The organism is Pseudomonas sp. ITEM 17296, from assembly GCF_028895205.1.
Classification (GTDB): Bacteria; Pseudomonadota; Gammaproteobacteria; order Pseudomonadales; family Pseudomonadaceae; genus Aquipseudomonas; species Aquipseudomonas kermanshahensis.
Genome location: NZ_WJRS01000003.1, coordinates 256,004 through 281,829, shown reverse-complemented (window position 1 = coordinate 281,829; position 25,826 = coordinate 256,004). Strand labels below are relative to the sequence as shown.

Below are 25,826 nucleotides of genomic sequence, written 5' to 3'. Positions count from 1 at the left end.
TCCTCCAGGGTCATTTGCCACTGCCCGCGACGCTTTCGCCGCCGCGGGTCAGGTAATAGGCGCCGAGGATCGGCAGCATGGTCACCAGCATCACCAGCATGGCGACCACATTGGTCACGGGCACGTCGCGCGGGCGGCTGAGCTGGTTGAGCAACCAGATCGGCAGCGTGCGTTCGTGCCCTGCGGTAAAGGTGGTCACGATGATTTCGTCGAACGACAAAGCGAAGGCCAGCATGCCACCTGCCAACAGCGCCGAGCCGAGGTTGGGCAGGATGATGTAGCGGAAGGTCTGCCAGCCATCTGCGCCCAGGTCCATCGAGGCTTCGATCAGGCTTTGCGAGGTCCGCCGCAGGCGGGCGATGACGTTGTTGTAGACGATCACCACGCAGAAGGTCGCGTGGCCGACCACGATGGTGAACAGGCCAGGTTCGATGCCCAGGCTCTTGAATGCGGAGAGTAGGGCGATACCGGTGATGATGCCGGGCAGGGCAATCGGCAAAATCAGCATCAGCGAGATGCCCTCCTTGCCAAAAAAGCTGCGCCGGTACAGCGCCGCCGAGGCCAGGGTGCCGAGCACCAGGGCAATCAGTGTGGCCAGGCAGGCAACCTGCAGCGACAGCTTGATGGCTTCGAGCACATCCGGGCGAGCGAAGGCCACGCTGAACCACTTCAGGGTAAAGCCCTGGGGCGGGAAGCTGAAGGCCGCGTCTTCGGTGTTGAAGGCGTAGAGGACGATGATCAGGATCGGGAAGTGCAGGAACAGCAACCCGCCCCAGGCCGCCAGGCGCAAGCCGGTTGATGCGTTTTCAGAGTGCATCGAATGCCCCCAGGCGCTTGACGATGGACAAGTAGACCGCGATCAGCACGATAGGCACCAAGGTAAACGCGGCGGCCATTGGCATGTTGCCGATCGCCCCTTGTTGGGCATAGACCATGCTGCCGATGAAGTAACCGGGCGGGCCGATCAGCTGCGGCACGATGAAGTCGCCCAGGGTCAGGGAGAAGGTGAAGATCGACCCTGCAGCAATGCCCGGGATCGACAGCGGCAAAATCACCTGCCAGAAGGTTTGCCTGGGCCTGGCCCCGAGGTCCGCCGAAGCTTGCAGCAAGGACGGCGGCAGGCGCTCCAGCGAGGCCTGAATCGGCAGGATCATGAACGGCAACCAGATGTACACGAACACCATGAAGCGCCCCAGGTGCGAGGTCGACAGGGTACTGCCGCCAACGCCAGGCACTGTCAGCACCGCCTGCAGCAGGCCGTCCAGGTGCAGCACCTGGACGAACCACTGAGCCACGCCGCCTTTGGCCAGCAGCAAGGTCCAGGCGTAAGTCTTGACGATGTAGCTGGCCCACATCGGCATCATCACCGCGATGTAGAAAAATGCCTTGGTCTTGCCGCTGGTGTAGCGCGCCATGTAGTAGGCGATCGGGAAGGCCAGCACCGCGCTGGCCAGCGAGACTGCCACTGCCATGCCCAAGGTGCGCAGGATGATGTCGAAGTTCGACGGGTTGAACAGCGCCGCGAAATTGCCCAGGGTCAGGTCCGGGGTCACCGCCATGGTGAAGTCGTCGAAGGTATAGAACCCCTGCCACAGCAGGTTCAGCAACGAGCCCAGGTAGATGGCCCCGAACCAGGTCAGTGGCGGGATCAACAGCAGCATCAGGTAGAGATTGGGGCGCCGGTACAACAGGTTGGAGAACCTGCGCAGCGGGCTTGGGTTGGCGCGCGGGGCGTTCATCTCAGCGGCCCTCGTCGAGCACGGTTTCCTGCAGCGCCGTCATCGCTTCACGGGGCCAGCGCGCCAGTACCCGCTGGCCGGCCTGCCAGGTTGGCGGCTGTGCCTGCCAGCGGTCGTTGGCCTGGCTTACTGTCAGCAGCTGGCCGCTGTCCAACTGCAGCTCGAAGCGGGTGGCGCTGCCTTGATACTGCACGTCGTGCAACAGGCCACTGACTTGCACTTCATGGCTGGCAGCGGCCTGTTCGCCCAGGCGGATATGCTCGGGGCGGATGGAAAACGGCGCGGGGCTGCCATTGAGCTGCTCGGCCAACGCGCCGCGCACCACGTTCGAGGTGCCGACGAACTCGGCGACGAAGGTAGTGGCCGGCTTCATGTACAGGTTGCGCGGGGTGTCGACCTGTTCGATGCGCCCGCGGTTGAACACCGCGACCCGGTCGGACATCGACAGCGCTTCGGTCTGGTCGTGGGTGACGAAGATGAAGGTGATGCCCAGCTGGCGCTGGAGTTTTTTCAGTTCGCCCTGCATCTGCTCGCGCAGCTTCAGGTCCAGTGCACCCAGCGGTTCGTCGAGCAACAGCACCCGTGGGCGGTTGACCAGGGCGCGGGCGAGGGCGACGCGCTGGCGCTGGCCGCCGGACAGCTGCGCGGGTTTGCGCGCACCGTAACCGGCCAGCGCCACCATCGCCAAGGCCTCTTCAGCGCGGGCGTGGCGCTCGGCCTTGGCCACGCCTTTGACCTTGAGGCCGTAGGCGATGTTGTCGCGCACGTTCATGTGCGGGAACAGTGCGTAGTCCTGGAACACGGTGTTGACGTCGCGTTGGTAGGGCGGCACGCCTGCAGCTTCGACGCCATGGATGCGGATCGAGCCAGTGTTGGGTTGTTCGAAGCCTGCGATCAGGCGCAGGCAGGTGGTCTTGCCCGAGCCGGAAGGGCCGAGCATGGAAAAGAACTCGCCATCTTCGATGTCGATGCTGACCTGGTCGACGGCCTTGACCTCGCCGAAGGTGCGTGAAACGTGGGTGAACTGGACGGCTAGGGGCATGGGCGGTACTCAGCTGTGCTTGTAGTGCCTGCACCGGCCCTTTCGCGGGGCAAGCCCGCTCCCACAGGGGCCATAGCGACGCTGCCCTTGTGGCAGCGGGCTCGTCCCGCGAAGGGGCCGGTGCAGGCTCATTCGACCTTAGCGTCCACCCATGATCGCAATATAATCCTGCGTCCACCGGCTGTACGGCACGAACTTGCCCCCCTGTGCCTGCGGGGTCTTCCAGAAGGCAATCTTGTCGAAGTTGTCGAAGCCATTGGTCTTGCACCCTTCGGCGCCCAGCAGTTCGCTGCCGGTGCAGGCTGCAGGCACTGCCGGCAACGAGCCGAACCAGGCCGCCACATCACCTTGCACCTTCGGTTGCAGCGACCAGTCCATCCATTTGTAGGCACAGTTAGGGTGCTTGGCCTCGCTGTGCAGCATGGTGGTGTCGGCCCAGCCCGTGGCGCCTTCTTTCGGAATGGTCGAGGCCACCGGCTGGTTCTCCGCTTTCAGGCCGTTGACCATGTAGCCCCAGGAGCTGGACGCGGCCACGCCTTCGTTCTTCACATCGCTCATCTGCACCGTGGCGTCATGCCAGTAGCGGTGAATCAGCGGCTGCTGCTGGCGCAACAGTTCGAGCACCGCCTTGTACTGGGTCTCGTTCAGTTCGTAGGGGTCCTGGATGCCCAGTTCCGGCTTGGCCGACTTCAGGTACAGCGCCGCATCGGCGATGTAGATCGGCCCGTCGTAGGCTTGCACGCGGCCTTTGTTCGGCTTGCCGTCGGGCAGGTTTTGCGGTTCGAAGACCACGCCCCAGCTGGTCGGCGGCTGCTTGAATACCGTGGTGCTGTACAGCAGCACGTTCGGCCCCCATTGGTACGGGGTGCCGTAGGCTTGCTTGTCGACCACGTACCACCCGCCGTTTTGCAGGCGCGGGTCGATGTTCTTCCAGTTGGGGATCAGCGCGGTGTTGATCGGCTGTACCCGCTTGCCGGCGATCAGCCGCAGCGACGCGTCGCCCGAGGCGGTGACCAGGTCGTAGCCGCCCTTGGTCATCAGGCTGACCATTTCGTCCGAGGTGGCGGCGGTCTTGACGCTGACCTTGCAGCCGGTTTCCTTTTCAAAGCCGGTGACCCAATCGTAGGCCTTGTCGCTTTCACCGCGCTCGATGTAGCCGGGCCAGGCGACGATATCCAGGCGCCCTTCGCCGGCTCCCAGGGCTTTGAGCGGTTCGGCGGCCTGCAGGCTGGCGCTGGCGAGCAACGCGCCGGTCATGGCGCCGAGCAATGCGGTCTTGTGCGCTGACATGGTGTTCCCTCTTCTTGGAGATCTAGGTCGGGGCAGTCATCAAGCAAGCAGTGGAGCGATTGTTATAAGCGTAGTGCGATTGCGCGAGGTATTGGCGATATCGAGTCTAGTTGGCTTTTTGCTGGCCAATGCAACATCCGGAAGCAAATCCCCCCGTGGCGATCGCGTGGGCAAGGCTTAATCTGGCCATTCTTTTGCGACGTCTGGAGGCACCTGAATGAACACCCGCGGACTGCTCGACCAACTGCTCAAGTCCGGCCAGCAACTGCTCGAAAAACAGGCCGGCAAAGGCGGCTCAGGCAAGCCCGGCACCAGCGCCGGTGGCCTTGGCGGCCTGCTCTCCGGCGCGGGTGGCGGCGCGTTGGGGGCGGGGGCGCTGGGCCTGTTGCTGGGTAGCAAGAAGGCCCGCAAATATGGCGGCAAAGCCCTGACCTACGGTGGCCTGGCTGCGCTCGGGGTGCTGGCCTACAAGGCCTACGGCAACTGGCAGGCGCGCCAGCCGGGGGCAGGGCAGGCGCCCGAGCCGCAAACCCTCGACCGCCTGCCACCGGCCCAGGCCGAGCAGCACAGCCAGGCGGTGCTGCGCGCCCTGGTGGCAGCGGCCAAGTCCGATGGCCATATCGATGAGCGCGAGCGCGCCTTGATTGAAGGCGAGTTCACCCGCCTGGACACGGACCGCGAACTGCAACACTGGCTGCACGACGAGCTGAACAAACCGCTGGAACCGGCCGAAGTGGCGCGTGCTGCGCAAACACCGGAAATGGCCGCCGAGATGTACCTGGCCAGTGTGATGATGGTCGATCAGGAAAACTTCATGGAGCGCGCCTACCTGGATGAACTCGCCCGGCAGCTGCGCCTGGACCCGGCATTGCGCCAGGAACTGGAGAGCCAGGTGCGGCTCGCCGCAGGCCAATAGCAGGCGGCTTGGCTTGTCCATCAGGCAAGGATGCCTGAATACCCCGCATTTCAGCCGCAAAAGCGTAGGATGCCTGGGCTATACTTCGGCGATTTTTCCCGCTCGTTGTGAATTCCTGAGGGCTGAATGTGAAAAACTGGACCTTGCGCCAACGGATCCTGGCAAGTTTCGCCGTGATCATCGCCATCATGCTGCTGATGATCGTAGCCGCCTACTCGCGGCTGGTGGCGATCGAAAGTGCCGAGGAGGCAGTGGGGACCGACAGCATCCCCGGGGTCTACTACAGCTCGATGATTCGCAGTGCCTGGGTCGACAGCTACGTCACCAGCCAGCAATTGGTGGGCTTGTCCAACCGCCGTGAAATCACCTCGGCGGACCTGGAACTGTTCAAGAGCTTCGAGGACCGCCTCAAGCAGCACATGGCCAGTTACCAGAACACCATCAAGGACAGCGACGACCAGGCCCGCTTCGACAGCTTCGTGCAGCTGGAACAGAACTACATCAAGATCGTCGGCCAGGTGCTGGACACCTACCGCCAGCACAACTATGACGAAGCCGAACGGCTGATCATCGAAGCGCTCACCCCGGCGTGGGTCGATGGCCGCAAGCACCTCAACGACGTGATCGAGAACAACCGTGCCTCGGCCGACGCCGCCACCCACGATATCGTCAGCGCCGTCAGCACAGCCAAGGGCAGCATGATGGTTTCGCTGCTGCTGGCAATCGTTGCCGCCGGGATCTGCGGGTTGCTGCTGATGCGCGCCATCAGCGCCCCCATGCAGCGCATCGTCCACGCCCTCGACAGGCTGCGTTCGGGTGACCTGAGCATGCGCCTGAGCCTGGACCGCAAGGACGAGTTCGGCGCCATCGAAAGCGGCTTCAACGAAATGGCCGAGGCGCTGGCCAACCTGGTGTCCCAGGCCCAGCGGTCATCGGTGCAGGTGACCACCTCGGTGACCGAGATCGCCGCCACGTCCAAACAGCAGCAGGCCACCGCCACCGAGACCGCCGCGACCACCACCGAAATCGGCGCCACCTCGCGGGAAATCGCCGCCACCTCGCGTGACCTGGTACGCACCATGACCGAGGTCACCTCTGCCGCCGATCAGGCCTCCAGCCTGGCCGGCTCCGGCCAGCAAGGCCTGGCCCGCATGGAAGAAACCATGCACCAGGTGATGGGCGCCGCCGACCTGGTCAATGCCAAGCTCGGCATCCTCAACGAAAAGGCCAGCAACATCACCCAGATGGTGGTGACCATCGTCAAGGTGGCCGACCAGACCAACCTGTTGTCGCTCAATGCCGCCATCGAAGCGGAAAAAGCCGGCGAGTATGGCCGTGGCTTCGCCGTGGTGGCGACCGAGGTACGCCGCCTGGCTGACCAGACAGCGGTGGCCACCTACGACATCGAGCAGATGGTGCGCGAAATCCAGTCGGCGGTGTCGGCCGGGGTCATGGGCATGGACAAGTTCTCTGAAGAAGTGCGCCGCGGCATGTTCGAGGTGCAGCAAGTGGGCGAGCAGCTCAGCCAGATCATCCATCAGGTGCAGGCCTTGGCGCCGCGTGTGCTGATGGTCAACGAGGGCATGCAGGCCCAGGCCACCGGCGCCGAGCAGATCAACCAGGCGTTGGCCCAGCTGAGCGATGCCAGCACCCAGACGGTCGAGTCGCTGCGCCAGGCCAGTTTTGCCATTGACGAGCTCAGCCAGGTGGCAGCAGGCCTGCGTGGCGGCGTGTCGCGATTCAAAGTCTGACGACCATGAACGACCTGCAACCCCGCGCAGCGCAGGCAAGCGACGCCAAGGGCGCGTTGTACCTGCAGTTTCGCATCGCTGACCAGCGTTTTGCCCTGGACGTGCACGAGGTGATCGAGGTGCTGCCGCGTCGGCCGCTCAAGCCGATTGCCCAGGCGCCGTCGTGGGTCGCGGGCATCCTTGCGCACCGCGGCGCATTGCTGCCGGTGGTCGACCTGTCGGCACTGAGCTTTGGCCAGGCGGCGGCGCAACGCACCAGCACGCGGCTGGTGCTGGTGCGTTACCGGGGCGACCTGCAGCTTGGGCTGGTCCTTGAACAGGCCACCGAGACCTTGCGCTGCCGCCCCGAAGAATTCCAGCCGTATGGCTTGGACAACGGCGACGCACCGTACCTGGGGCCCGTGCGCCAGGATGCCCAGGGCCTGGTGCAGCGCATCGCCGTTGATGACCTGCTGACTGATGCCGTGCGTGAGCTGTTGTTTGCCGATGAACGCGGGGCCTCTGCGCCAGGAATGCCGACATGATTGAACAGCGTTTCTTCCGCTATCTGCACGAGCGCATCGGCCTGGACGTGGAGTCGGTAGGCGCGCCGATGGTCGAGCGTGCCTTGCGCCAGCGCTGCAGTGCCGTGAACGCCGTGGACCTGGACGACTACTGGCTGCGCCTGCAGCAGTCGGCGGACGAGCAACAGGCCCTGATCGAGGCGGTGATCGTCCCCGAGACCTGGTTTTTCCGTTACCCGGAATCTTTCACGGCGCTGGTGGGGCTGGCCCACAAGCGCCTGGCAGAACTGGCCGGCGCCCGCCCGGTGCGGCTGCTCAGCCTGCCGTGCTCGACCGGCGAAGAGCCTTATTCACTGGCCATGGCGCTGCTCGAGGGTGGCATGAGCCCTGGCACGTTCGTGATCGATGGCATCGACATCAGCCCCCTTTCGGTGGCCAAGGGTGAGCAGGCGGTTTACGGACGCAATGCGTTTCGCGGCAGCGACCTGGGGTTTCGCGAGCGCTTTTTCGATGCGCTCGGTGACGGCCACCGCTTGCATGATCGCGTGCGTCAGCAAGTCAGCCTGCAAGTGGGCAATGTGCTGGACCCGGCCCTGGCCAGCCGCGATGGCCTGTACGACTTCGTGTTCTGTCGCAATCTGTTGATTTATTTCGACGTGGCCACCCAGCAGCGCGTGTTCGAGGTGCTCAAGCGCCTGGCTCATCCGCAGGGTGTGCTGTTTATCGGGCCTGCTGAAGGCAGCTTGCTGGCGCGGCTGGGCATGCGCCCGCTGGGTATCGCTCAATCGTTCGCCTACGTGCGTCAGGAGGGCGCTGTGGCACCGGCCCGCGCACTGCCCGCGCCGCCAGCCAAGCGCGCGCTGCCGCCTTTGCCCCTGCCCGTGTACCCGCCGCCGACGCCGTCATTGGCGCGGCCGTTGCGAGCGCTTCCGTTCACTGCCAAGGCGCCACTGCCAGCGGACAGCAAAGGCGAGAACGAAGCCGAACTGCTGGCCAGTATTGCCCGGCATGCCAACGCGGGCGCCAGTGCGCAGGCGCGTGCCGCCTGCCAGCGCTACTTGAGCCAGTTCGCGCCGACGGCGCAGGTTTACTACTGGCTGGGCTTGCTCAGTGATACCGAAGGCGACGCCGGCCAGGCGCTTACCCACTATCGCAAGGCCCTGTACCTGGAGCCGCAGCACCCCGAAGCCTTGGTGCACCTGGCGGCCTTGCTCGCGGCCCAGGGCGACCTGGCAGGCGCCCAGCGTTTGCAGGCGCGTGCTGCACGGGCGGGACGGGAGCCTGAACGATGAGGGGTGAATCCGCGATGCAACTGCTTGCGCAGGCCGACGAGCGCATCGACGACTGCTGGAACCGCATCGGCGTGCACGGTGACAAACAGTGCCCGCTGCTGGAGCGGCATATTCATTGCCGCAACTGTGACGTGTATGCCGCTGCCGCCACGCGCCTGCTCGACCGTTATGCCCTGCTGCAGGATGACCACGCCGCAGTTGCGCCAGCGGCCGAGGAATCGGTTGGCCGCTCCATGCTGCTGTTCAGGCTCGGCGAAGAATGGCTGGCCTTGGCGACCGCCTGCCTGGCTGAAATCGCCCCCTTGCAGGCGGTGCATTCGCTGCCGCACCAGCGTTCCCGAATGCTGCAGGGCGTTGCCAATGTGCGCGGTGCCTTGGTGCCGTGCCTGTCGCTGGCTGATTTGCTGGGTGTGCAGCCGGCTGCTGGGCAGCAACGCAGCGGTCGCGAGATGCCGCGCATGCTGATCCTGGCTGCCGAAGGGGGGCCGGTGGTGATGGCGGTCGAGGAAATCGACGGCATTCACCGGCTTGACCCAACGTTGCTGGGCAGTGGCCAGGACGCTACCCACTTCACCGCGGCGGTGCTGCAGTGGCGCGGCCGCAGTGTGCGGGTGCTGGACGATCAACACTTACTGTCTGCGGTGCAGCGGAGCCTGTCATGACCCCAGAGCAAATGCGCGACGCATCGTTGCTCGAGCTGTTCAGCCTGGAAGCCGAGGCGCAGACCCAGGTGCTTAGCGCCGGCCTGATGGCGCTGGAGCGCAACCCCACCCAGGCCGACCAACTGGAAGCCTGCATGCGCGCGGCCCACTCCCTGAAAGGGGCCGCACGTATTGTCGGGGTCGATGCTGGCGTGAGCGTGGCCCACGTGATGGAAGACTGCCTAGTGGCGGCGCAGGAAGGCCGCTTGCGGTTGAGCGCCGAGCATATCGATGCGCTGCTGCAGGGGACCGACCTGTTGATGCGCATCGCCACGCCGGGCGACGCGGGCGCCCAAGCGACACTGCCGGTGTTCCTCGCGCAGATGGCCAGCTTGCTGGACCCGGGCGCGGCGCCGGTGTCGGTGCCAATGGCGATGGCCATGCCGTCGCCGACAGCGCCCGTGCCAACCCTGCCTGTCGAGCCCTTGCCGATGGCCCCCGAGCCCATGGACGTGGACGTCGAGCTTGAGCCCGCGCCACGGCGCAAGGCCGGTAAACGCGCCGGCGAAGGCGCTGAGCGGGTGCTGCGGGTCACGGCCGACCGCCTCAACAGCTTGCTCGACCTGTCCAGCAAGTCGTTGGTCGAGACCCAGCGGCTCAAGCCTTACCTGGCCACCCTGCAGCGCCTCAAGCGCATGCATGGCCAAGGGATGCAGGCACTCGATGGTTTGCGCATGCAACTGGAGGACAGTGGCCAGAGCAGCGAGGTGCTCGAAGCCCTGGCCCAGACCCAGCGCTTGTTGGTCGAGACCCAGCAGATTCTGCAGCAGCAGGCCGCCGACCTCGACGAGTTCGGCTGGCAGGCCAGCCAGCGTGCGCAATTGCTCTATGACACGGCGCTGGCCTGCCGGATGCGGCCCTTTGCCGACGTTCTGGCCGGGCAGAGCCGCATGGTCCGTGACCTTGGCCGGTCTCTGGGCAAGCCGGTGCGCTTAGTCATCGAAGGCGAAAAGACCCAGGTCGACCGCGATGTGCTGGAAAAGCTCGAAGCGCCGCTGACCCACCTGCTGCGTAATGCGGTCGACCATGGCATCGAACTGCCAGAGCGGCGCCTGCTGGCAGGCAAGGCGCAGGAGGGCGTGATTCGCCTGCGTGCCTCGCATCAGGCCGGCATGCTCAGCCTCGAGCTGATTGACGATGGCGCCGGCATCGACCTGGAGCGCCTGCGCAGCGCCATCGTCGAACGGGCCATGTCGCCGGCCGACACCGTGGCGCGGATGAGCGAGGCCGAGCTGATCACGTTCCTGTTCCTGCCCGGCTTCAGCCTTCGCGACAAGGTGACGGAGGTGTCAGGGCGCGGGGTTGGGCTGGACGCCGTGCAACACATGATCCGCGAGCTGCGCGGGTCGATCGAATTGACCCAGCTGGCCGGGCAGGGCTGCCGCTTCCACCTGCAGGTGCCGCTGACGTTGTCGGTGGTGCGCAGCCTGGTGGTGGAAGTGGGCGGCGAAGCCTATGCCTTCCCGCTCGCGCACATCGAACGCACGCTGGAGGTGACGGCCGAGCAGATCGTGCAGATCGAAGGGCGTCAGCATTTTTGGCATGAAGGGCGGCACATCGGCCTGGTGGCGGCCAGCCAGTTGCTCAATCGCCCAGCAGGGCAAACCGAGGAAAGCAGCCTGCGGGTGGTGGTGATTCGAGAGCGCGAGCAACTCTACGGGGTGGCCGTGGAACGCTTGATCGGGGAGCGGGTGCTGGTGGTGATGCCCCTTGATCCGCGCCTGGGCAAGGTCCAGGACATCTCCTCCGGGGCGTTGCTCGACGATGGCTCGGTGGTGCTGATCGTCGACGTCGAAGACCTGCTGCGCTCGGTGGAAAAACTGCTCAGTACCGGCAGCCTCGAGCGCATCGAGCGGGGCAACAGTGGCACTCGCGGCCTGGCGCGCAAGCGCATCCTGGTGGTCGACGACTCGCTCACCGTGCGCGAACTGCAGCGCAAACTGTTGGGTAACCGCGGTTACGAAGTGGCCGTGGCGGTGGATGGCATGGACGGCTGGAATGCCCTGCGCGGCGAAGACTTCGACTTGCTGATCACCGACATCGACATGCCGCGCATGGATGGCATCGAACTGGTCACCCTGGTGCGCCGGGACCAGCGCCTGCAATCGCTGCCAGTGATGGTGGTGTCGTACAAGGACCGTGAGGAAGACCGGCGGCGTGGTCTGGACGCTGGCGCCGACTACTATTTGGCAAAGGCCAGTTTCCACGACGATGCGTTGCTGGATGCTGTGGTGGAGCTGATTGGAGGTGCTCAGGGATGAAGATCGCCATCGTCAACGATATGCCCATGGCGGTGGAGGCGTTGCGCCGGGCGCTGGCCTTCGAGCCCGCGCACCAGGTGATCTGGGTGGCGGGCAACGGCGCCGAGGCGGTGCAGCGGTGCGCCGAGCAGCAGCCAGACCTGATCCTCATGGACTTGATCATGCCGGTGATGGATGGGGTAGAGGCGACGCGGCGGATCATGGCCGAAACCCCCTGCGCCATCGTCATCGTCACGGTCGACCGCAAGCAGAACGTGCACCGGGTGTTCGAGGCCATGGGCCATGGCGCGCTGGATGTGGTCGATACACCGGCCCTGGGCGCGGGCGATGCCCGTGAGGCGGCGGCGCCACTGCTGCGCAAGATCCTCAACATCGGCTGGCTGATAGGCCAGCAACGCACGCCGGCCGCGCGCCCGGTTGCCACGCCATTGCGCGAGGCATCCCAGCGTCGTGGCTTGGTGGCAATCGGTTCGTCGGCCGGCGGCCCGGCCGCACTCGAGGTGCTGCTCAAGGGCTTGCCGCCGGCATTCCCGGCGGCCATCGTGCTGGTCCAGCACGTCGACCAGGTATTCGCCGCAGGCATGGCCGAATGGCTCAGCAGCGCTGCCGGCCTGCCGGTGCGCCTGGCCCGTGAGGGCGAACCGCCGCAGCCGGGGCAAGTCCTGCTGGCGGGCACCAACCACCATATCCGCCTGCTGCAAAATGGTCAGCTGGCCTACACTGCCGAACCCGTCAACGAAATCTACCGGCCTTCGATCGATGTGTTCTTCGAGAGCGTGGCACGCTACTGGAGCGGCGATGCGGTGGGTGTGCTGCTCACCGGCATGGGCCGCGACGGTGCCCAGGGCCTCAAACAGATGCGCCAGCAGGGCTTCCTGACCATCGCCCAGGACCAGGCCAGCAGTGCCGTATACGGCATGCCCAAGGCCGCCGCGGCGATTGACGCGGCGGTGGAAATCCGCCCGCTGGAGCGAATCGCCGGGCGATTGATGGAATTCTTTGCAAAATGACGATATGTAATGAATCACGCCGCCTGGTCGGCGGTGATCAGGTGAATAGGCATGAATGATCTACCGATCGAAGGTTTCGCGACCACCAACGAGAACTCGGCGATGGTGCTGTTGGTCGACGATCAGGCAATGATCGGCGAGGCGGTGCGTCGTGGCCTGGCCCATGAAGACAACATCGACTTCCATTTCTGCGCCGACCCGCACCAGGCCGTGGCCCAGGCCATGCGCATCAAGCCGACGGTGATCCTGCAGGACCTGATCATGCCGGGCCTGGATGGGCTGACGCTGGTGCGTGAGTACCGCAACAACCCGGCTACCCAGGATATCCCGATCATCGTCCTGTCGACCAAGGAAGACCCGCTGGTGAAGAGCGCGGCGTTTGCTGCGGGGGCCAACGACTACCTGGTCAAGTTGCCGGACAACATCGAACTGGTGGCGCGCATTCGCTACCACTCGCGTTCCTACCTGACGTTGCTCCAGCGTGACGAGGCGTACCGCGCCCTGCGGGTCAGCCAGCAGCAGTTGCTCGATTCCAACCTGATGCTGCAGCGGTTGATGAACTCCGATGGCCTGACCGGCCTGTCCAACCGGCGGCACTTCGACGAATACCTGGAGCTGGAATGGCGCCGGGCCATGCGTGAGCAGCAGCAGTTGTCGTTGTTGATGATCGATGTCGACTACTTCAAGGCCTACAACGACAGTTTCGGGCATTTGGCGGGTGATGAGGCGTTGCGCCAGGTGGCTGAAGCGATCCGCGGCTCGTGCTCGCGGCCGACCGATCTGCCGGCGCGTTATGGCGGCGAGGAGTTTGCCTTGGTGTTGCCCAATACGTCCCCAGGCGGGGCGCGGCTGATTGCCGAGAAACTGCGCCAGACGGTGTTGGCATTGGGCATACCGCACACGGCGCCAGCGGCGGATTCGCGGTTGACGGTGAGCATTGGCCTGGCGACCCAGACACCGGCGGTGGGCGGACATTGCCGGCAGTTGATTTCGGCGGCGGACAAGGGGCTGTACCTGGCCAAGAATGGGGGGCGTAACCAGGTGGGTATTGCTTGAGGTTGTGGGGATTCGGGGTGTAAGGCGGGAGGTTTTTTGCGCCTGTAAGATCGAGCGCCGCCCGCGCGGCGCTTCGCAGCACAAGGCTGCTCCTACATCTGTTTCGGGCCAGTGAGGCCTGTAATATCTGCGCGCGACCGCCTTAGGAATAATTGGCCCGAAAAATGTAGGAGCAGCCTTGTGCTGCGAAGCGCCGCGCAGGCGGCGCTCCATCTCGCATACGGTGTACCGCCCGGCGGGTCTGCCGCCATGCGTTGGACTCGGTTATACTCGCAGGCTTTTCACCGAATTCGCACGAGAGCCGTCGCCCATGGAAATCCAACCGATCCTGAACACCATCAAGGACCTCACCGAGCGTTCCCAGTCAATTCGGGGGTATCTTTGACTACGATCAAAAGCATGACCGCCTGATCGAAGTCAACCGCGAGCTGGAAGACCCGGCCGTCTGGAACAAGCCTGAGTACGCCCAGGCCCTGGGTCGCGAACGTGCCATGCTGGTACAGGTCGTCGAGACGTTGGACAAGATGGCCAACGGCCTGGCCGACTGCAAGGACCTGCTCGACATGGCCGTCGAGGAAGAGGACGAAAGCGCCGTCGGCGACGTCGTGACCGAGCTGGAAGGCCTGGAAGAAAAACTGGCCCAGCTTGAGTTCCGTCGCATGTTCAGCGGCGAGATGGACATGAACAACGCCTACCTGGACATCCAGGCCGGCTCCGGCGGTACCGAAGCGCAGGACTGGGCCAACATCCTGCTGCGCATGTACCTGCGCTGGGCCGACAAGCGTGGTTTCGACGCCACCATCATCGAGCTCTCCGAAGGTGAAGTCGCCGGCATCAAAGGCGCCACCGTGCACATCAAGGGCGAATATGCCTTCGGCTGGCTGCGCACCGAAATCGGCGTGCACCGCCTGGTCCGTAAAAGCCCGTTCGACTCCGGCGCCCGTCGCCACACCTCGTTCTCGGCGGTATTCGTGTCGCCCGAGATCGACGACAAGGTCGAAATCGACATCAACCCGTCCGACCTGCGCGTCGACACCTACCGCTCTTCGGGCGCTGGTGGTCAGCACGTAAACACCACCGACTCCGCGGTGCGTATTACCCACGTGCCGACCAACACCGTGGTGGCCTGCCAGAACGAACGCTCCCAGCACGCCAACAAAGACACCGCCATGAAAATGCTGCGGGCCAAGTTGTACGAGCTGGAGATGCAGAAGCGCAACGCCGCTTCCCAGGCGCTGGAAGACAGCAAGTCGGACATCGGTTGGGGCCACCAGATCCGCTCCTACGTACTGGATGACTCGCGCATCAAGGACTTGCGGACCGGCGTTGAGCGCAGCGACTGCCAGAAGGTGCTGGACGGCGACCTCGACCAGTACCTGGAAGCGAGCCTCAAGCAAGGGCTGTAAGCCGCACACCACTGCCGCGATGCCTGGCTACCCGCCGGCATCGCGTGCCCTGCCCGAAAAGGGCAACGAATACCTGATGGAAAGAATGACGACATGAGCGACCTCAATAGCGCACCGCAAGACCTGCAACAGGAAGAAAACGCCCTGATCGCCCTGCGCAAGGAAAAACTTGCCGCAGAGCGCGCCAAGGGCAATGCCTTCCCCAATGACTTCCGTCGCGACAGCTACTGCAACGACCTGCAGAAACAGTACGCCGACAAGACCAAGGAAGAACTGGAAGCTGCAGCGATTCCGGTCAAGGTTGCCGGGCGCATCATGCTCAACCGTGGCTCGTTCATGGTCATCCAGGACATGACTGGCCGCATCCAGGTCTACGTCAACCGCAAGACCCTGCCGGAAGAAACCCTGGCCGCCGTCAAGACCTGGGACCTGGGCGACATCATCAGCGCCGAGGGCACCCTGGCCCGCTCCGGCAAAGGTGACCTGTACGTCGAAATGACCAACGTGCGCCTGCTGACCAAGTCGCTGCGCCCGCTGCCCGACAAGCACCATGGCCTGACCGACACCGAGCAGCGCTACCGTCAGCGTTACGTCGACCTGATGGTCAACGAAGAAACCCGCCACACCTTCCGTGTTCGCTCGCAGGTGATTTCGCACATCCGCAAATTCCTGATCGAGCGCGACTTCCTCGAAGTCGAGACGCCGATGCTGCAGACCATCCCTGGCGGCGCAGCGGCCAAGCCGTTCGAAACCCACCACAACGCCTTGGACATGGCCATGTTCCTGCGCATTGCGCCGGAGCTGTACCTCAAGCGTCTGGTAGTCGGTGGTTTCGAGAAAGTTTTCGAGATCAACCGCAACTTCCGTAACGAAGGCGTTTCGACCCGGCACAACCCCGAGTTCACCATGCTCGAGTTCTACCAGGCCTACGCTGACTACACCGATAACATGGACCTCACCGAAGAGCTGTTCCGCGAGTTGGCGCAGCTGGTGCTGGGCAGCACCGACGTGCCGTACGGCGACAAGGTGTTCCACTTCGGCGAGCCGTTCGTGCGCCTGTCGGTGTTCGACTCGATCCTCAAGTACAACCCTGAGCTGACCGCTGCCGACCTGCAAGACGTCGACCGTGCCCGTGACATCGCCAAAAAGGCCGGTGCCAAGGTGCTGGGCCACGAAGGCCTGGGCAAGCTGCAAGTGATGATTTTCGAAGAGTTGGTCGAGCACAAGCTGGAGCAGCCGCACTTCATCACCGAGTACCCGTTCGAAGTGTCGCCGCTGGCCCGTCGCAACGACGACAACCCGGCCGTGACCGACCGCTTCGAGCTGTTCATCGGTGGCCGCGAAATCGCCAACGCCTACTCCGAGCTGAACGATGCCGAAGACCAGGCTGAGCGCTTCCTGGCCCAGGTGGCCGAGAAGGATGCTGGTGACGACGAAGCCATGCACTACGATGCCGACTTCGTCCGCGCCCTGGAATACGGCATGCCGCCAACCGCCGGTGAAGGCATCGGCATCGACCGCCTGGTGATGCTGCTGACCAACTCGCCGTCGATTCGCGATGTGATCCTGTTCCCACATATGCGTCCGCAGGCCTGAGTGATCTGAGAAAGCCGCCTCTAGGGGCGGCTTTTTCTTGCCTGAAGCCTTATGTTGTCTGCACCGGCCCCTTCGCGGGCAAGCCCTCTCCCACAGGAATTGTGCTGCCCTCAGGCGCGATACGATCCCTGTGGGAGCGGGCTTGCCCGCGAAGGGGCCGGTAAAGCCAACACACCGTCCGTGAGGTAACCCCGTGACCCCCGCAATCGCTGAGCAAGGCGCCGCCGGCATCGCCACCGCCGTCGCCGAAAGTGTGCAGTACCAGGGCCGCAAGACCGCCCGCCAAGGCAGCGAGCAGCGCCGCCAGCTGATCCTCGACGCCGCCATGCGCATCGTCGTGCGCGATGGTGTGCGCGGTGTGCGCCATCGTGCCGTGGCCGCCGAGGCGGGTGTGCCGTTGTCGGCCACCACCTATTACTTCAAGGACATCGAGGACCTGCTCACCGATACCTTCGCCCAGTACGTCGAGCGCAGCGCCGCCTACATGGCCAAGCTCTGGGCCAACACCGAGGTGGTGCTGCGCCAGATGCTCGCCCAGGGCGATGGCAGCCCGCAGGCGCGAGCGCGGCTGGCCGACGAAGTGGCAAGCATGACCGCTGACTATGTGTCGCGTCAGTTGCTCAACCGGCGCGACTTTCTGATGGCCGAGCAGGCCTTCCGCCAGGAGGCACTGCTGTGCCCGCGTTTGGCCGAGCTGGTGTGCGCCCACGACCAGATTCTGCTGCACGGCACCCGGCAATTGCTGCAAGTGGTCGGCTCACGGCAACCGGAACAAGACGCCCAAATGTTGACGGCGATTATCGAGCAGATGGAATATCAGGGCCTGCTCAAGGATGCGAACGCGCAAGCCGATGGGCAGATGCTCGCTATGCTTACCCGTTACCTGCACCTGGTGTTGGCATCGGCCTGAGCTGAGACCTTATTTTCAAGGAGAACCTGATGAAAGCCTGGCGTGTGGTGCTGTTGACGCTGTCATTCCTGCTGCTGGGCGGTTGTCTGGTGACCTTCCATGAGCCCTTGCCGAGCAACCAGGCCGCGCCCAAGGCCCTGCTCGGCAAGTGGAGCAGCAAGGACGCCTGGGGCGAACCGCTGAAGCTGTCGATCAGCCGTAGTGGCGGCGGTGCCTACAAGGCGGTGGCCACGGCCAAGGGCAAAGCCCCCGAAGAGTACGTCTTCACCGTCTCGCGCCACGGCAACCGCTGGTACCTCTCAGCCGGCGTGCCCAAGCGCCTGGGTGGCAATTTCCTGATTGGCGGTTTTGAAGTCGTCGATGGCAAGGAACTGGTGGTGTACAACCTGGATGTCGAGCAGGTGCAGCAGGCCGTGAAAAACAAAGAGCTGACCGGGCGCAACACCGAAGTGCCGGAAGACAACGGCGAGGGCGTGCTCATCGACAGCTCCTCGGCGCGGGTGCTGGCCTACCTGGACGACCCGGCCAACTCCGACCTGTTCGTCGAGGTGGCACGCTTCCAGCGCTCCGGCAAGTAATGACCTCTGCCGTCCTTTTCAGGGTTTGAAACTGCAATGCGATCCCGGTAGGAGCAGCCTTGTGCTGCGAAAGGGCCGGTAAGACAACAGATATTTGTTGCCGATAAAGGCCTCTTCGCAGCACAAGGCTGCTCCTACAGGGACCGAGGCCGAGGCAGATAAGGAGTCCCCGGTGGACGAGTACCAGCAGACCATACGCGCGCTGTCAGACCGCATCGTTGCGGCGCAGACCCCCATCCGCGTACTCGATGCGGTGAAATGGGACGACAACATCCGCCACGGCTTCCTCAAGGCCAAGGGCAAAGAGCCACCCGCAGTAGACCGCGCCTATTACCAGTCGCGGCCGCTGTCGTTCGACTCCAGCGCGGTCAAGGCCGAATTCCAGAACATCGAACGTGACATCACTCGCCGGCTCGGGCAGTTCAACCCGGTCGGGCAGATCATGCGGCGCATGTGCAAGGAATACCGCATGGTGGTGCGTATGCTCGAGGCACGCGGCACCGAGGACTTCGGGCTTATCTCGCAGGAGCTGTACGGCGCGGCGTCCGACGCCTTCCACGCCGGTGACCCAACCCTGGCCGACCTGGGCCTGATGCTGTCGGACTACCTGAACAACATCGATGGCCGCGGCGACCTCAAGGACGAGCCAAAGAACCTCACCGCCAAAGAGGCCGTGGACATCCTCCAGCGCCGCCTGAACAAGGTGTTCGGCGAGGCCGAGGAAACCATCCGCGTGTTCGAATCCGACGGTATCGTCGCCGATGCGGCGGCCGGTGCCGACTACATCAAGGTACGTGCCGATGCCATGTTCAACAGCCGCGACGTGCGTGCGCTGGAGGTGCATGAAGGCCTGGTGCATGTGGGGACCACGCTGAACGGCCTCAACCAGCCGATCTGCACCTTCCTGGCCAAGGGCCCACCCTCATCGACGGTGACCCAGGAGGGGCTGGCGATCCTCATGGAGGTGATTGCCTTCGCCTCTTACCCCAGCCGGCTGCGCAAGCTCACCAACCGTACACGCGCCATCCACATGGTCGAGGAGGGCGCCGACTTCCTCCAGGTGTTCGAGTTCTTCCGTGCCCAAGGCTTTGAAATGGCGCAGAGCTACAGCAACGCCAGCCGAGTGTTCCGCGGCTCGGTGCCCAACGGGCTACCATTCACCAAGGACTTGTCCTATCTCAAGGGCTTCATCATGGTTTACAACTACATTCAGTTGGCCGTGAAGAAGGGCAAGCTCGAGCAGATCCCGCTGCTGTTCTGCGGCAAGACCACGCTGGAAGACATGCGCACCTTGCGCCAACTGGTCGAGGAGGGGCTGGTCGAACCGCCCAAGTACTTGCCCGAACAGTTCCGTGACCTCAACGCACTGTCGGCCTGGATGTGCTTCTCCAACTTCCTCAACCACCTGAGCCTGGATCGCATTGAAGCCGACTACGCGAACATTCTCTGAACGCTGCCGCCTGCTGGCCCTTGGCGTGCTCCTGCTGGGCCTGAGCGGTTGCAGCAGCCTGCTGTTCTACCCCGAGCACGGCCAACCGTTCACCCCGGAGCGGGCCAAGCTCGACTACCGTGACGTCAGCCTGACCACTTCGGATGGCGTACGCCTGCATGGTTGGTGGCTACCGGCCAAGGCCGGGGTCGAGGTCAAGGGCACCGTGCTGCACCTGCACGGCAACGGCGGCAACCTGGCCGGCCATCTGGGGGGCAGCTACTGGCTGCCGGAGCAGGGCTACCAGGTGCTGATGGTCGATTACCGGGGCTATGGGTTGTCCCAGGGCAAACCGAGTTTGCCCGAGGTCTATGAAGACCTCGCGGCGGCCATGGCCTGGCTGGACAAGGCGCCCGAGGTCAAGGGCAAGCCGGTGGTGCTGCTGGGGCAGAGCCTGGGCGGCGCCATGGCCATTCATTACCTGGCGGCCCACCCTGAGCAGCGCCAGCGCTTCAGCGCGCTGGTGTTCGATGGCGTGCCAGCCAGCTACCGTGCGGTCGGGCGGTTTGCCTTGAGCACTTCATGGATGACCTGGCCGCTGCAGGTGCCGCTGTCGTGGCTGGTGCCGGACGGCGACAGCGCGATCCGTTCGATCGAGCGCCTGGACAGCCCGCCGAAGCTGTTCTTCCACAGCATCGACGACCACCTGGTGCCGCTGGATAACGGCATCCGCCTGTACCAGCACGCGCCGCCGCCGCGGGTACTGCAGTTGACCCGAGGGGGCCATGTACAAACCTTCGCCGACCCAGTGTGGCGCCAGGTGATGCTGCGCTTCCTCGACGACCCGAGTCATTTCAACGGCCTGCGGCGGCTTGCCGAAGTGCCCAATTACCCTGACGAGAAGAACAAGCAATGAGTGAAGAACGCAACGCCATCCCGCTGATCCTGACCGGCGTCGGCAGCATCATCGTGACGGTGGGGGCTTTGTGGTACTACGGTTACCTGCATTTCGCCAAGCCTGAAGATGCCCTGTTGCTGCAGGATTTCACCATGCTCAAGACCCTGCCGGGCGAAGACTACAAAGCCTCCCTCGACCCTGCACCCCAGGTGGCCCAGTGCGTGGACGGTGTGCTGGTGTTGTTCGATACCCAACAGAAAGGCCTGACCGGCGTGTTGGTCGATAACCGCAAGCGTGCGGTGCGCTGCATGGGGGAGGAGACGCCGCAGCAGGTGCAGTGAGGGTGTGTGGCTGGAGGGCTATGCCATGCACCTCTCGCCCAATAAAAAGCCTTAAGAATGTCGGGGCCGCTCTGCGGCCCATCGCGGCACAAGGCCGCTCCCACACCGACCGCGTTATGCCCCTATTTACAGGGCATGCGCGAACATAGTGGGAGCGGCCTTGTGCCGCGATGGGCCGCAAAGCGGCCCCAATACAGGCGATGGATAACGTAAGTGAACAGCATTCCGCTTAGACAGCGAGGCTTTTCGTTCTACCTGCCAGCCTTACTGCGCCTGGCTTACCGACCGCGGTGCCACCGGCTGGTTGTCATTGGAGATGGTCACCTCCACGCGACGGTTCTGCGCACGGCCCGAGTTGCTGCCGTTGTCAGCCACCGGGTACTCCTTGCCGTAACCCTGGGCGACGATTCGCGCTGGGTCTACGCCAGCACGGATCAGCGCCATGCGCACGGCGCCGGCGCGACGCTCGGAGAGGCTCTGGTTGTAGTTGGCCGAGCCGACGCTGTCGGTGTAGCCCTCTACGATGACCTTGCGCTCCGGGTTCTCCTGAAGGAACTGGGCCAGCTTGGTCACGTTGGGGTAGGCGTTGCTCTTGAGTACGGCCTTGTTGAAGTCGAACAGCACGTCGCCGAAGGTAACCAGCGTACCGCGGTCGGTCTGCTTGGCATTGAGGCTGTCCTGCAGCTTGGCGATCTGTGCGTCGCGGGCATCCAGCTTGGCCTGGGCGCGCTGGGCGGAGGCGTTTTTCAGTTCGCCTTCAGCCGTACGCAGGGCAATGGTCTGCTTGGCGACTTCGACACGCTGGTTGGTCAGGTAGGCGAGCTGGTCGACCTTTTTCTGGTCCTCGCGGTCCATGTAGGCCTTGTCAGCTTTGTTCAGCCAATCCTGAGCATCTTTGGTTTCCAGCGCCGCGACTTTGCTCGACTGCGGGTCGCTCTGCAGCGCAGAGAAGTTGGTGCGGGCCGATTCAAGGTTGGCGTTCGGGTCGTGCGAGCAGGCTGCAAGACCGACGCTCAGGGCCAGCAGGGCGGGAATCATGACGTGTTTGCGCATAGTGTTCATCCTTTGATCGAGTGCGAAGGCTAAGGGTGGCGGGGCAGGGCTCACTGAGCGCTGCGCAGGCCTTCCTCACGTACGTCCTGAACGCCCTGGCGGGCATCCTGCACGGCCTTCTGGGCCTTGGCCGCCTGAGCCTTGCGTTCGGCGAGGCGGGCATCCCATTCGGCTTGTTCGGCCAGACGCTTGGCGTCGTCGTACTTCTTGTCGTGCATGGCGATTTCGGCTTGCTTGAACTTGTCCTGCGCCGCTTTCATTTCCACCGCGGCGAACTCGGTGCCGCCGGCACTGACCGCAGAGTTCACGGCAGACTGGGTAACGGCATACTGCTCGGTGGGCGGGTTGCCCGCACAGCCGGCCAGGACCAGGCTACTGCCCAGGGCCAGCGCGGCCAGCTTGAACCCGCGCACATGAGTGGATGACGGTTTGAAAGTGCGGGTCTTCATGGTGGTCAGCTCCATTGGATCACTCCTGATAACGACGATGTCCGTAGCAGTCCATCGCTGAATCCCTGACAGTTACCGTGCGCTTCAGCTGAACGGTGCACGAGGGCAGTGTGCAGGGTTTTAGCGTGATGGCTATTTGCTCGGACTCGGCCGTTTTTCGATTAGTTCAGAAAAAAATCCCGTAATCGGGCAAAGTTTTCTGACTGATTGGTCAGTGAGTTTTGTGCGGAACTTTCACGCTCAGGCGGGGTATTCCGGGCCTTGCAGGCCCGGAACAGTGTGCATCGTGGCTATTTTTCGCTGTCGTCAGCGGTGCTGCTCAGCTCATGCAAGTGGTGCCGGGACAACGACAGAAAACGCGGGGTGGGGCCGATATCTTCGAACAAAGGGTCGCCTTCTTCATCGGTGGCGATCACTTGGCTCCCCTTTACATAGGGGAAGCTGGCCTCGATTTCCTCGAGGGCCGCCGCCACCAATTCGCCGAGCAGTTCTTCGGCGGTGCGCTTGGGGTACATGTCGATCAGCGCGGCCAGGCGCGCCTCGGACTCCAGGTCCAGATGCAGCACATGGCCGGTACGGCTGAGGGTGCCTGCGGCATTCTGTTCCCAGTGCTGGGCGAGTTCACGGATTTTCATGATGACCTCTGTCAACGCCTCGAAAGGCTGCATTGCATCGGAGTGCTCTGCTTGCACTTTAGTTTGCTTTGCCGATCACGGCTTGCCCTTAGGCTTGCTATCGGCGCGCGGCTGGGGGCACTCTTGGCCCAGTGCTGTTTCCTGAACGAGTGCGCCAAGGCTGCGCTACAGAGAGGGCCAATGACCGATATCGATGTGCGTTTGCGTGAAGATGTCCATGTGTTGGGGGAGTTGCTCGGCGACACCATTCGTCAGCAGCACGGCGAGGCGTTCCTGCAGAAGATCGAGGGCATCCGCCACAGCGCCAAGGCCGACCGCCGGGTGGCTGGCGAGCAACTGAGCTCGACCCTTGGGGACCTGGCTGACGACGATTTGCTGCCGGTAGCAAGGGCGTTCAACCAGTTTCTCAACCTGGCCAACATGGCCGAGCAGTACCAGTTGATCCGACGCCGCGACGCCGACCAGCCAGAGCCCTTCGAGGCACGCGTGCTGCCTGAGCTGCTGGCCCGCCTGAAGCAGGCCGGGCATGGCAACGACGCCCTGGCCCGGCAGTTGGCCAAGCTAGACATTCAGCTGGTACTGACCGCGCACCCCACCGAAGTGGCGCGGCGCACCTTGATCCAGAAGTACGACGCCATCGCTGGCCAGTTGGCCGCCCAGGACCATCGCGACCTGACCCCTGCCGAACGCCAGCAGGTGCGTGAGCGCCTGCGCCGGCTGATCGCCGAAGCCTGGCACACCGAAGAAATCCGCCGCACCCGGCCGACCCCCGTGGACGAGGCCAAGTGGGGCTTCGCGGTGATCGAGCATTCGCTCTGGCAGGCCATCCCCAACCACCTGCGCAAGGTCGACAAGGCGCTGCATGACGCCACGGGGCTGCGCCTGCCGCTGGAGGCCGCACCTATCCGTTTCGCCTCGTGGATGGGCGGCGACCGCGACGGCAACCCCAATGTCACGGCGGCGGTAACCCGTGAAGTGCTGTTGCTGGCACGTTGGATGGCCGCTGATCTGTTCCTGCGTGATATCGATGCCTTGGCCGCCGAGCTGTCCATGCAACATGCCAGCAGCGCGCTGCGGGAGCATGTCGGCGACAGTGCCGAGCCCTACCGCGCAATCCTCAAGCAACTGTGCGACCGCCTGCGTGCGACCCGCGCCTGGGCGCATGCCGCCTTGGGCAGCAGCACGCCCGCCGGTGCCGACGTACTGGTCGACAACCGCGACCTGATCGCGCCGCTGGAGCTGTGCTACCAGTCGCTGCACGAATGCGGCATGGGCGTGATCGCCGAAGGGCCACTGCTCGACTGCCTGCGCCGTGCCGTGACCTTTGGCCTGTACCTGGGGCGCCTGGATGTGCGCCAGGATGCCGCTCGCCACCGTGATGCACTGACCGAAATCACCGATTACCTGGGCTTGGGGCGCTATGCCGACTGGGATGAAGAGCAGCGCATCGCCTTCCTCCTGGCCGAACTGAAAAACCGCCGGCCATTATTGCCTGCGCATTTCCAGCCACAGGCGGATACCGCCGAGGTGCTGGCCACCTGCCGGGAAATTGCCGCTGCCCCGGCCGCCTCGCTGGGCTCCTATGTCATTTCCATGGCCGGCGCCGCTTCAGATGTGCTGGCCGTGCAGTTGCTGCTCAAGGAAGCCGGGCTGACCCGCCCGATGCGTGTGGTGCCACTGTTCGAAACCCTGGCCGACCTGGACAACGCCGGCCCGGTGATGCAGCGCCTGCTGGGCCTGCCTGGCTATCGCACCGGCCTGCGCGGGCCGCAGGAAGTGATGATCGGCTATTCCGATTCGGCCAAGGACGCCGGCACTACGGCGGCCGCCTGGGCGCAGTACCGGGCGCAGGAAAACCTGGTGCGCATCTGCCGCGAGCATCAAGTGGAACTGCTGTTGTTCCATGGCCGTGGCGGCACCGTTGGCCGTGGCGGCGGCCCGGCCCACGCGGCGATTCTGTCGCAGCCGCCGGGTTCGGTAGCCGGGCGATTTCGCACCACCGAGCAGGGCGAGATGATCCGCTTCAAGTTCGGTTTGCCCGGTATCGCCGAACAGAACCTCAACCTGTACCTGGCGGCCGTGCTCGAGGCCACCTTGTTGCCGCCACCCCCACCGCAGCCGGCCTGGCGTGAGGTCATGGACCAATTGGCCGCCGATGGCGTGCAGGCCTACCGCAGCGTGGTGCGCGACAACCCCGATTTCGTCGAGTACTTCCGCCAGTCGACGCCTGAGCAGGAGTTGGGCCGCCTGCCGTTGGGCAGCCGGCCGGCCAAGCGACGCGCGGGCGGCATCGAGAGCCTGCGGGCTATCCCGTGGATCTTCGGCTGGACCCAGACGCGCCTGATGTTGCCTGCCTGGCTGGGCTGGGAAACGGCCTTGAGCAATGCCTTGCAACGCGGCCAGGGCGAGTTGCTGGCGCAAATGCGTGAGCAATGGCCGTTCTTCCGTACCCGTATCGACATGCTGGAAATGGTGCTGGCCAAGGCCGATGCGCAAATCGCCGAGGCCTACGACGAACGTCTAGTGCAACCGGAGTTGCTTCCTTTAGGTGTGCACCTACGCGACCTATTGTCGCAGTCCTGCCAGGTGGTGTTGGGCTTGACCGGGTAGCCGGTGCTACTGGCGCACAGCCCAGAGACCCTGGAATTCATCAGCTTGCGCAACACCTACCTGGACCCGCTGCACCGCCTTCAGGCCGAGTTGCTGGCGCGCTCGCGCGGCCGCGAAGCCGCTCTGGACAGCCCGTTGGAGCAGGCCTTGCTGGTCACCGTGGCGGGCATTGCAGCAGGCCTGCGCAATACCGGCTGAGGTTACGCGCGGGCCGCCAGGCAAGGGTGTACCTTTAGCCGCAATAAGGGGCGAGGAGGGCGGTTGCGCCGAGCGCAACCGCCTACCGGGCAGTGCGCAAGTGGCGCATTCCTGCAACTTTGGGACGCTTGTCTGGCTGCCGGGCGCTGTGTATCTTGAGCA

22 protein-coding genes and 1 pseudogene are annotated in these 25,826 nt (G+C 64.2%); 16 read left to right on the top strand and 7 right to left on the bottom strand.

Annotated features, from left to right (window positions below; all coding sequences use genetic code 11):
- Positions 1-10 precede the first annotated feature (10 nt).
- The 4 genes from GIB19_RS05710 to ydcS all read right to left on the bottom strand — a co-directional run bounded on the left by GIB19_RS05710 (position 11) and on the right by ydcS (position 4,071).
- The gene (locus GIB19_RS05710) at positions 11-817 is read right to left on the bottom strand and encodes an ABC transporter permease (protein ID WP_027595737.1); all 807 of its coding nucleotides are present in this window, start codon (positions 815-817) and stop codon (positions 11-13) included.
- Positions 807-1,739, bottom strand: a complete 933-nt coding sequence (locus GIB19_RS05705) for an ABC transporter permease (RefSeq protein ID WP_099428464.1) — start codon at positions 1,737-1,739, stop codon at positions 807-809. Before GIB19_RS05705 ends, GIB19_RS05710 begins: the two co-directional genes overlap by 11 nt.
- A gap of 1 nt (position 1,740) precedes the next feature.
- On the bottom strand, positions 1,741-2,781 hold the full coding sequence (locus GIB19_RS05700) for an ABC transporter ATP-binding protein (RefSeq protein ID WP_027595739.1): 1,041 nt from the start codon (positions 2,779-2,781) through the stop codon (positions 1,741-1,743).
- A 138-nt stretch (positions 2,782-2,919) separates the two neighbouring features.
- Entirely contained in the window at positions 2,920-4,071 is a 1,152-nt protein-coding gene (ydcS, locus tag GIB19_RS05695; RefSeq protein WP_027595740.1) for a putative ABC transporter substrate-binding protein YdcS, read from the bottom strand.
- A gap of 217 nt (positions 4,072-4,288) precedes the next feature.
- Between ydcS and GIB19_RS05690 the strand changes: the two genes are divergently transcribed.
- The 15 genes from GIB19_RS05690 to GIB19_RS05620 all read left to right on the top strand — a co-directional run bounded on the left by GIB19_RS05690 (position 4,289) and on the right by GIB19_RS05620 (position 20,719).
- Positions 4,289-4,987 carry a tellurite resistance TerB family protein gene (locus GIB19_RS05690; protein WP_274884190.1) on the top strand — a complete coding sequence of 233 codons (699 nt, stop codon included), beginning with the start codon at positions 4,289-4,291 and terminating at the stop codon, positions 4,985-4,987.
- A 128-nt stretch (positions 4,988-5,115) separates the two neighbouring features.
- A complete protein-coding gene (locus GIB19_RS05685) occupies positions 5,116-6,738 on the top strand; it encodes a methyl-accepting chemotaxis protein (protein ID WP_274884189.1) in 1,623 nt (540 codons plus the stop codon).
- A 5-nt stretch (positions 6,739-6,743) separates the two neighbouring features.
- Positions 6,744-7,262, top strand: coding sequence for a chemotaxis protein CheW (locus tag GIB19_RS05680; protein ID WP_274884188.1), 519 nt, complete (start codon positions 6,744-6,746; stop codon positions 7,260-7,262).
- Entirely contained in the window at positions 7,259-8,533 is a 1,275-nt protein-coding gene (locus tag GIB19_RS05675) for a CheR family methyltransferase (RefSeq protein WP_274884185.1), read from the top strand. Before GIB19_RS05680 ends, GIB19_RS05675 begins: the two co-directional genes overlap by 4 nt.
- Entirely contained in the window at positions 8,530-9,195 is a 666-nt protein-coding gene (locus GIB19_RS05670) for a chemotaxis protein CheW (protein WP_238216430.1), read from the top strand. The genes GIB19_RS05675 and GIB19_RS05670 overlap by 4 nt, the downstream gene beginning before the upstream one ends.
- Entirely contained in the window at positions 9,192-11,495 is a 2,304-nt protein-coding gene (locus GIB19_RS05665) for a hybrid sensor histidine kinase/response regulator (RefSeq protein ID WP_274884178.1), read from the top strand. Before GIB19_RS05670 ends, GIB19_RS05665 begins: the two co-directional genes overlap by 4 nt.
- On the top strand, positions 11,492-12,505 hold the full coding sequence (gene wspF / locus GIB19_RS05660; RefSeq protein ID WP_027595747.1) for a Wsp signal transduction system protein-glutamate methylesterase WspF: 1,014 nt from the start codon (positions 11,492-11,494) through the stop codon (positions 12,503-12,505). Before GIB19_RS05665 ends, wspF begins: the two co-directional genes overlap by 4 nt.
- A 51-nt stretch (positions 12,506-12,556) precedes the next feature.
- Positions 12,557-13,561: a Wsp signal transduction system regulator diguanylate cyclase WspR gene (gene wspR / locus GIB19_RS05655; protein WP_027595748.1), complete on the top strand. Its 1,005-nt coding sequence runs from the start codon at positions 12,557-12,559 to the stop codon at positions 13,559-13,561.
- Between the two features lie 310 nt (positions 13,562-13,871).
- Positions 13,872-14,967 (top strand): peptide chain release factor 2 gene (gene prfB, locus GIB19_RS05650; RefSeq protein ID WP_097151322.1). Its coding sequence is split into 2 segments (ribosomal slippage): positions 13,872-13,943 and positions 13,945-14,967, totalling 1,095 coding nucleotides; the frame shifts between segments, so codons are not numbered across the junction.
- Positions 14,968-15,060: 93 nt separating this feature from the next.
- Positions 15,061-16,563 carry a lysine--tRNA ligase gene (gene lysS / locus GIB19_RS05645; RefSeq protein ID WP_027595750.1) on the top strand — a complete coding sequence of 501 codons (1,503 nt, stop codon included), beginning with the start codon at positions 15,061-15,063 and terminating at the stop codon, positions 16,561-16,563.
- Between the two features lie 205 nt (positions 16,564-16,768).
- Entirely contained in the window at positions 16,769-17,473 is a 705-nt protein-coding gene (locus tag GIB19_RS05640; protein WP_027595751.1) for a TetR/AcrR family transcriptional regulator, read from the top strand.
- Positions 17,474-17,502: 29 nt separating this feature from the next.
- On the top strand, positions 17,503-18,051 hold the full coding sequence (locus GIB19_RS05635) for a hypothetical protein (protein WP_274884169.1): 549 nt from the start codon (positions 17,503-17,505) through the stop codon (positions 18,049-18,051).
- Between the two features lie 172 nt (positions 18,052-18,223).
- A complete protein-coding gene (locus tag GIB19_RS05630; RefSeq protein WP_027595753.1) occupies positions 18,224-19,501 on the top strand; it encodes a flavohemoglobin expression-modulating QEGLA motif protein in 1,278 nt (425 codons plus the stop codon).
- Positions 19,473-20,396 (top strand): alpha/beta hydrolase, encoded by a 924-nt coding sequence (locus GIB19_RS05625; RefSeq protein WP_085272730.1) that lies wholly within the window; start codon positions 19,473-19,475, stop codon positions 20,394-20,396. The genes GIB19_RS05630 and GIB19_RS05625 overlap by 29 nt, the downstream gene beginning before the upstream one ends.
- On the top strand, positions 20,393-20,719 hold the full coding sequence (locus GIB19_RS05620) for a hypothetical protein (RefSeq protein WP_027595755.1): 327 nt from the start codon (positions 20,393-20,395) through the stop codon (positions 20,717-20,719). The genes GIB19_RS05625 and GIB19_RS05620 overlap by 4 nt, the downstream gene beginning before the upstream one ends.
- A 264-nt stretch (positions 20,720-20,983) precedes the next feature.
- Here GIB19_RS05620 and GIB19_RS05615 read toward each other — a convergent pair whose 3' ends face one another.
- The 3 genes from GIB19_RS05615 to GIB19_RS05605 all read right to left on the bottom strand — a co-directional run bounded on the left by GIB19_RS05615 (position 20,984) and on the right by GIB19_RS05605 (position 22,856).
- Positions 20,984-21,772, bottom strand: a complete 789-nt coding sequence (locus GIB19_RS05615) for an OmpA family protein (protein ID WP_099453108.1) — start codon at positions 21,770-21,772, stop codon at positions 20,984-20,986.
- 50 nt (positions 21,773-21,822) lie between these two features.
- Complete coding sequence (locus GIB19_RS05610) at positions 21,823-22,236, bottom strand: DUF4398 domain-containing protein (protein WP_027595759.1); 414 nt, start codon at positions 22,234-22,236, stop codon at positions 21,823-21,825.
- Between the two features lie 275 nt (positions 22,237-22,511).
- Entirely contained in the window at positions 22,512-22,856 is a 345-nt protein-coding gene (locus tag GIB19_RS05605; protein WP_274884164.1) for a pilin assembly protein, read from the bottom strand.
- Positions 22,857-23,036: 180 nt separating this feature from the next.
- Here GIB19_RS05605 and ppc point away from each other — a divergent pair.
- Positions 23,037-25,664, top strand: a pseudogene (gene ppc / locus GIB19_RS05600) (phosphoenolpyruvate carboxylase).
- Positions 25,665-25,826 lie beyond the last annotated feature (162 nt).

Excerpts from the sequence above, each read along its gene's own strand:
- GIB19_RS05710 (WP_027595737.1), bottom strand. The coding sequence starts at position 817 with ATGCACTCTGAAAACGCATCAACCGGCTTGCGCCTGGCGGCCTGGGGC.
- GIB19_RS05705 (WP_099428464.1), bottom strand. The coding sequence starts at position 1,739 with ATGAACGCCCCGCGCGCCAACCCAAGCCCGCTGCGCAGGTTCTCCAAC.
- GIB19_RS05700 (WP_027595739.1), bottom strand. The coding sequence starts at position 2,781 with ATGCCCCTAGCCGTCCAGTTCACCCACGTTTCACGCACCTTCGGCGAG.
- ydcS (WP_027595740.1), bottom strand. The coding sequence starts at position 4,071 with ATGTCAGCGCACAAGACCGCATTGCTCGGCGCCATGACCGGCGCGTTG.
- GIB19_RS05690 (WP_274884190.1), top strand. The coding sequence starts at position 4,289 with ATGAACACCCGCGGACTGCTCGACCAACTGCTCAAGTCCGGCCAGCAA.
- GIB19_RS05680 (WP_274884188.1), top strand. The coding sequence starts at position 6,744 with ATGAACGACCTGCAACCCCGCGCAGCGCAGGCAAGCGACGCCAAGGGC.
- GIB19_RS05675 (WP_274884185.1), top strand. The coding sequence starts at position 7,259 with ATGATTGAACAGCGTTTCTTCCGCTATCTGCACGAGCGCATCGGCCTG.
- GIB19_RS05670 (WP_238216430.1), top strand. The coding sequence starts at position 8,530 with ATGAGGGGTGAATCCGCGATGCAACTGCTTGCGCAGGCCGACGAGCGC.
- GIB19_RS05665 (WP_274884178.1), top strand. The coding sequence starts at position 9,192 with ATGACCCCAGAGCAAATGCGCGACGCATCGTTGCTCGAGCTGTTCAGC.
- wspF (WP_027595747.1), top strand. The coding sequence starts at position 11,492 with ATGAAGATCGCCATCGTCAACGATATGCCCATGGCGGTGGAGGCGTTG.
- wspR (WP_027595748.1), top strand. The coding sequence starts at position 12,557 with ATGAATGATCTACCGATCGAAGGTTTCGCGACCACCAACGAGAACTCG.
- lysS (WP_027595750.1), top strand. The coding sequence starts at position 15,061 with ATGAGCGACCTCAATAGCGCACCGCAAGACCTGCAACAGGAAGAAAAC.
- GIB19_RS05635 (WP_274884169.1), top strand. The coding sequence starts at position 17,503 with ATGAAAGCCTGGCGTGTGGTGCTGTTGACGCTGTCATTCCTGCTGCTG.
- GIB19_RS05620 (WP_027595755.1), top strand. The coding sequence starts at position 20,393 with ATGAGTGAAGAACGCAACGCCATCCCGCTGATCCTGACCGGCGTCGGC.
- GIB19_RS05615 (WP_099453108.1), bottom strand. The coding sequence starts at position 21,772 with ATGCGCAAACACGTCATGATTCCCGCCCTGCTGGCCCTGAGCGTCGGT.
- GIB19_RS05610 (WP_027595759.1), bottom strand. The coding sequence starts at position 22,236 with ATGGAGCTGACCACCATGAAGACCCGCACTTTCAAACCGTCATCCACT.
- GIB19_RS05605 (WP_274884164.1), bottom strand. The coding sequence starts at position 22,856 with ATGAAAATCCGTGAACTCGCCCAGCACTGGGAACAGAATGCCGCAGGC.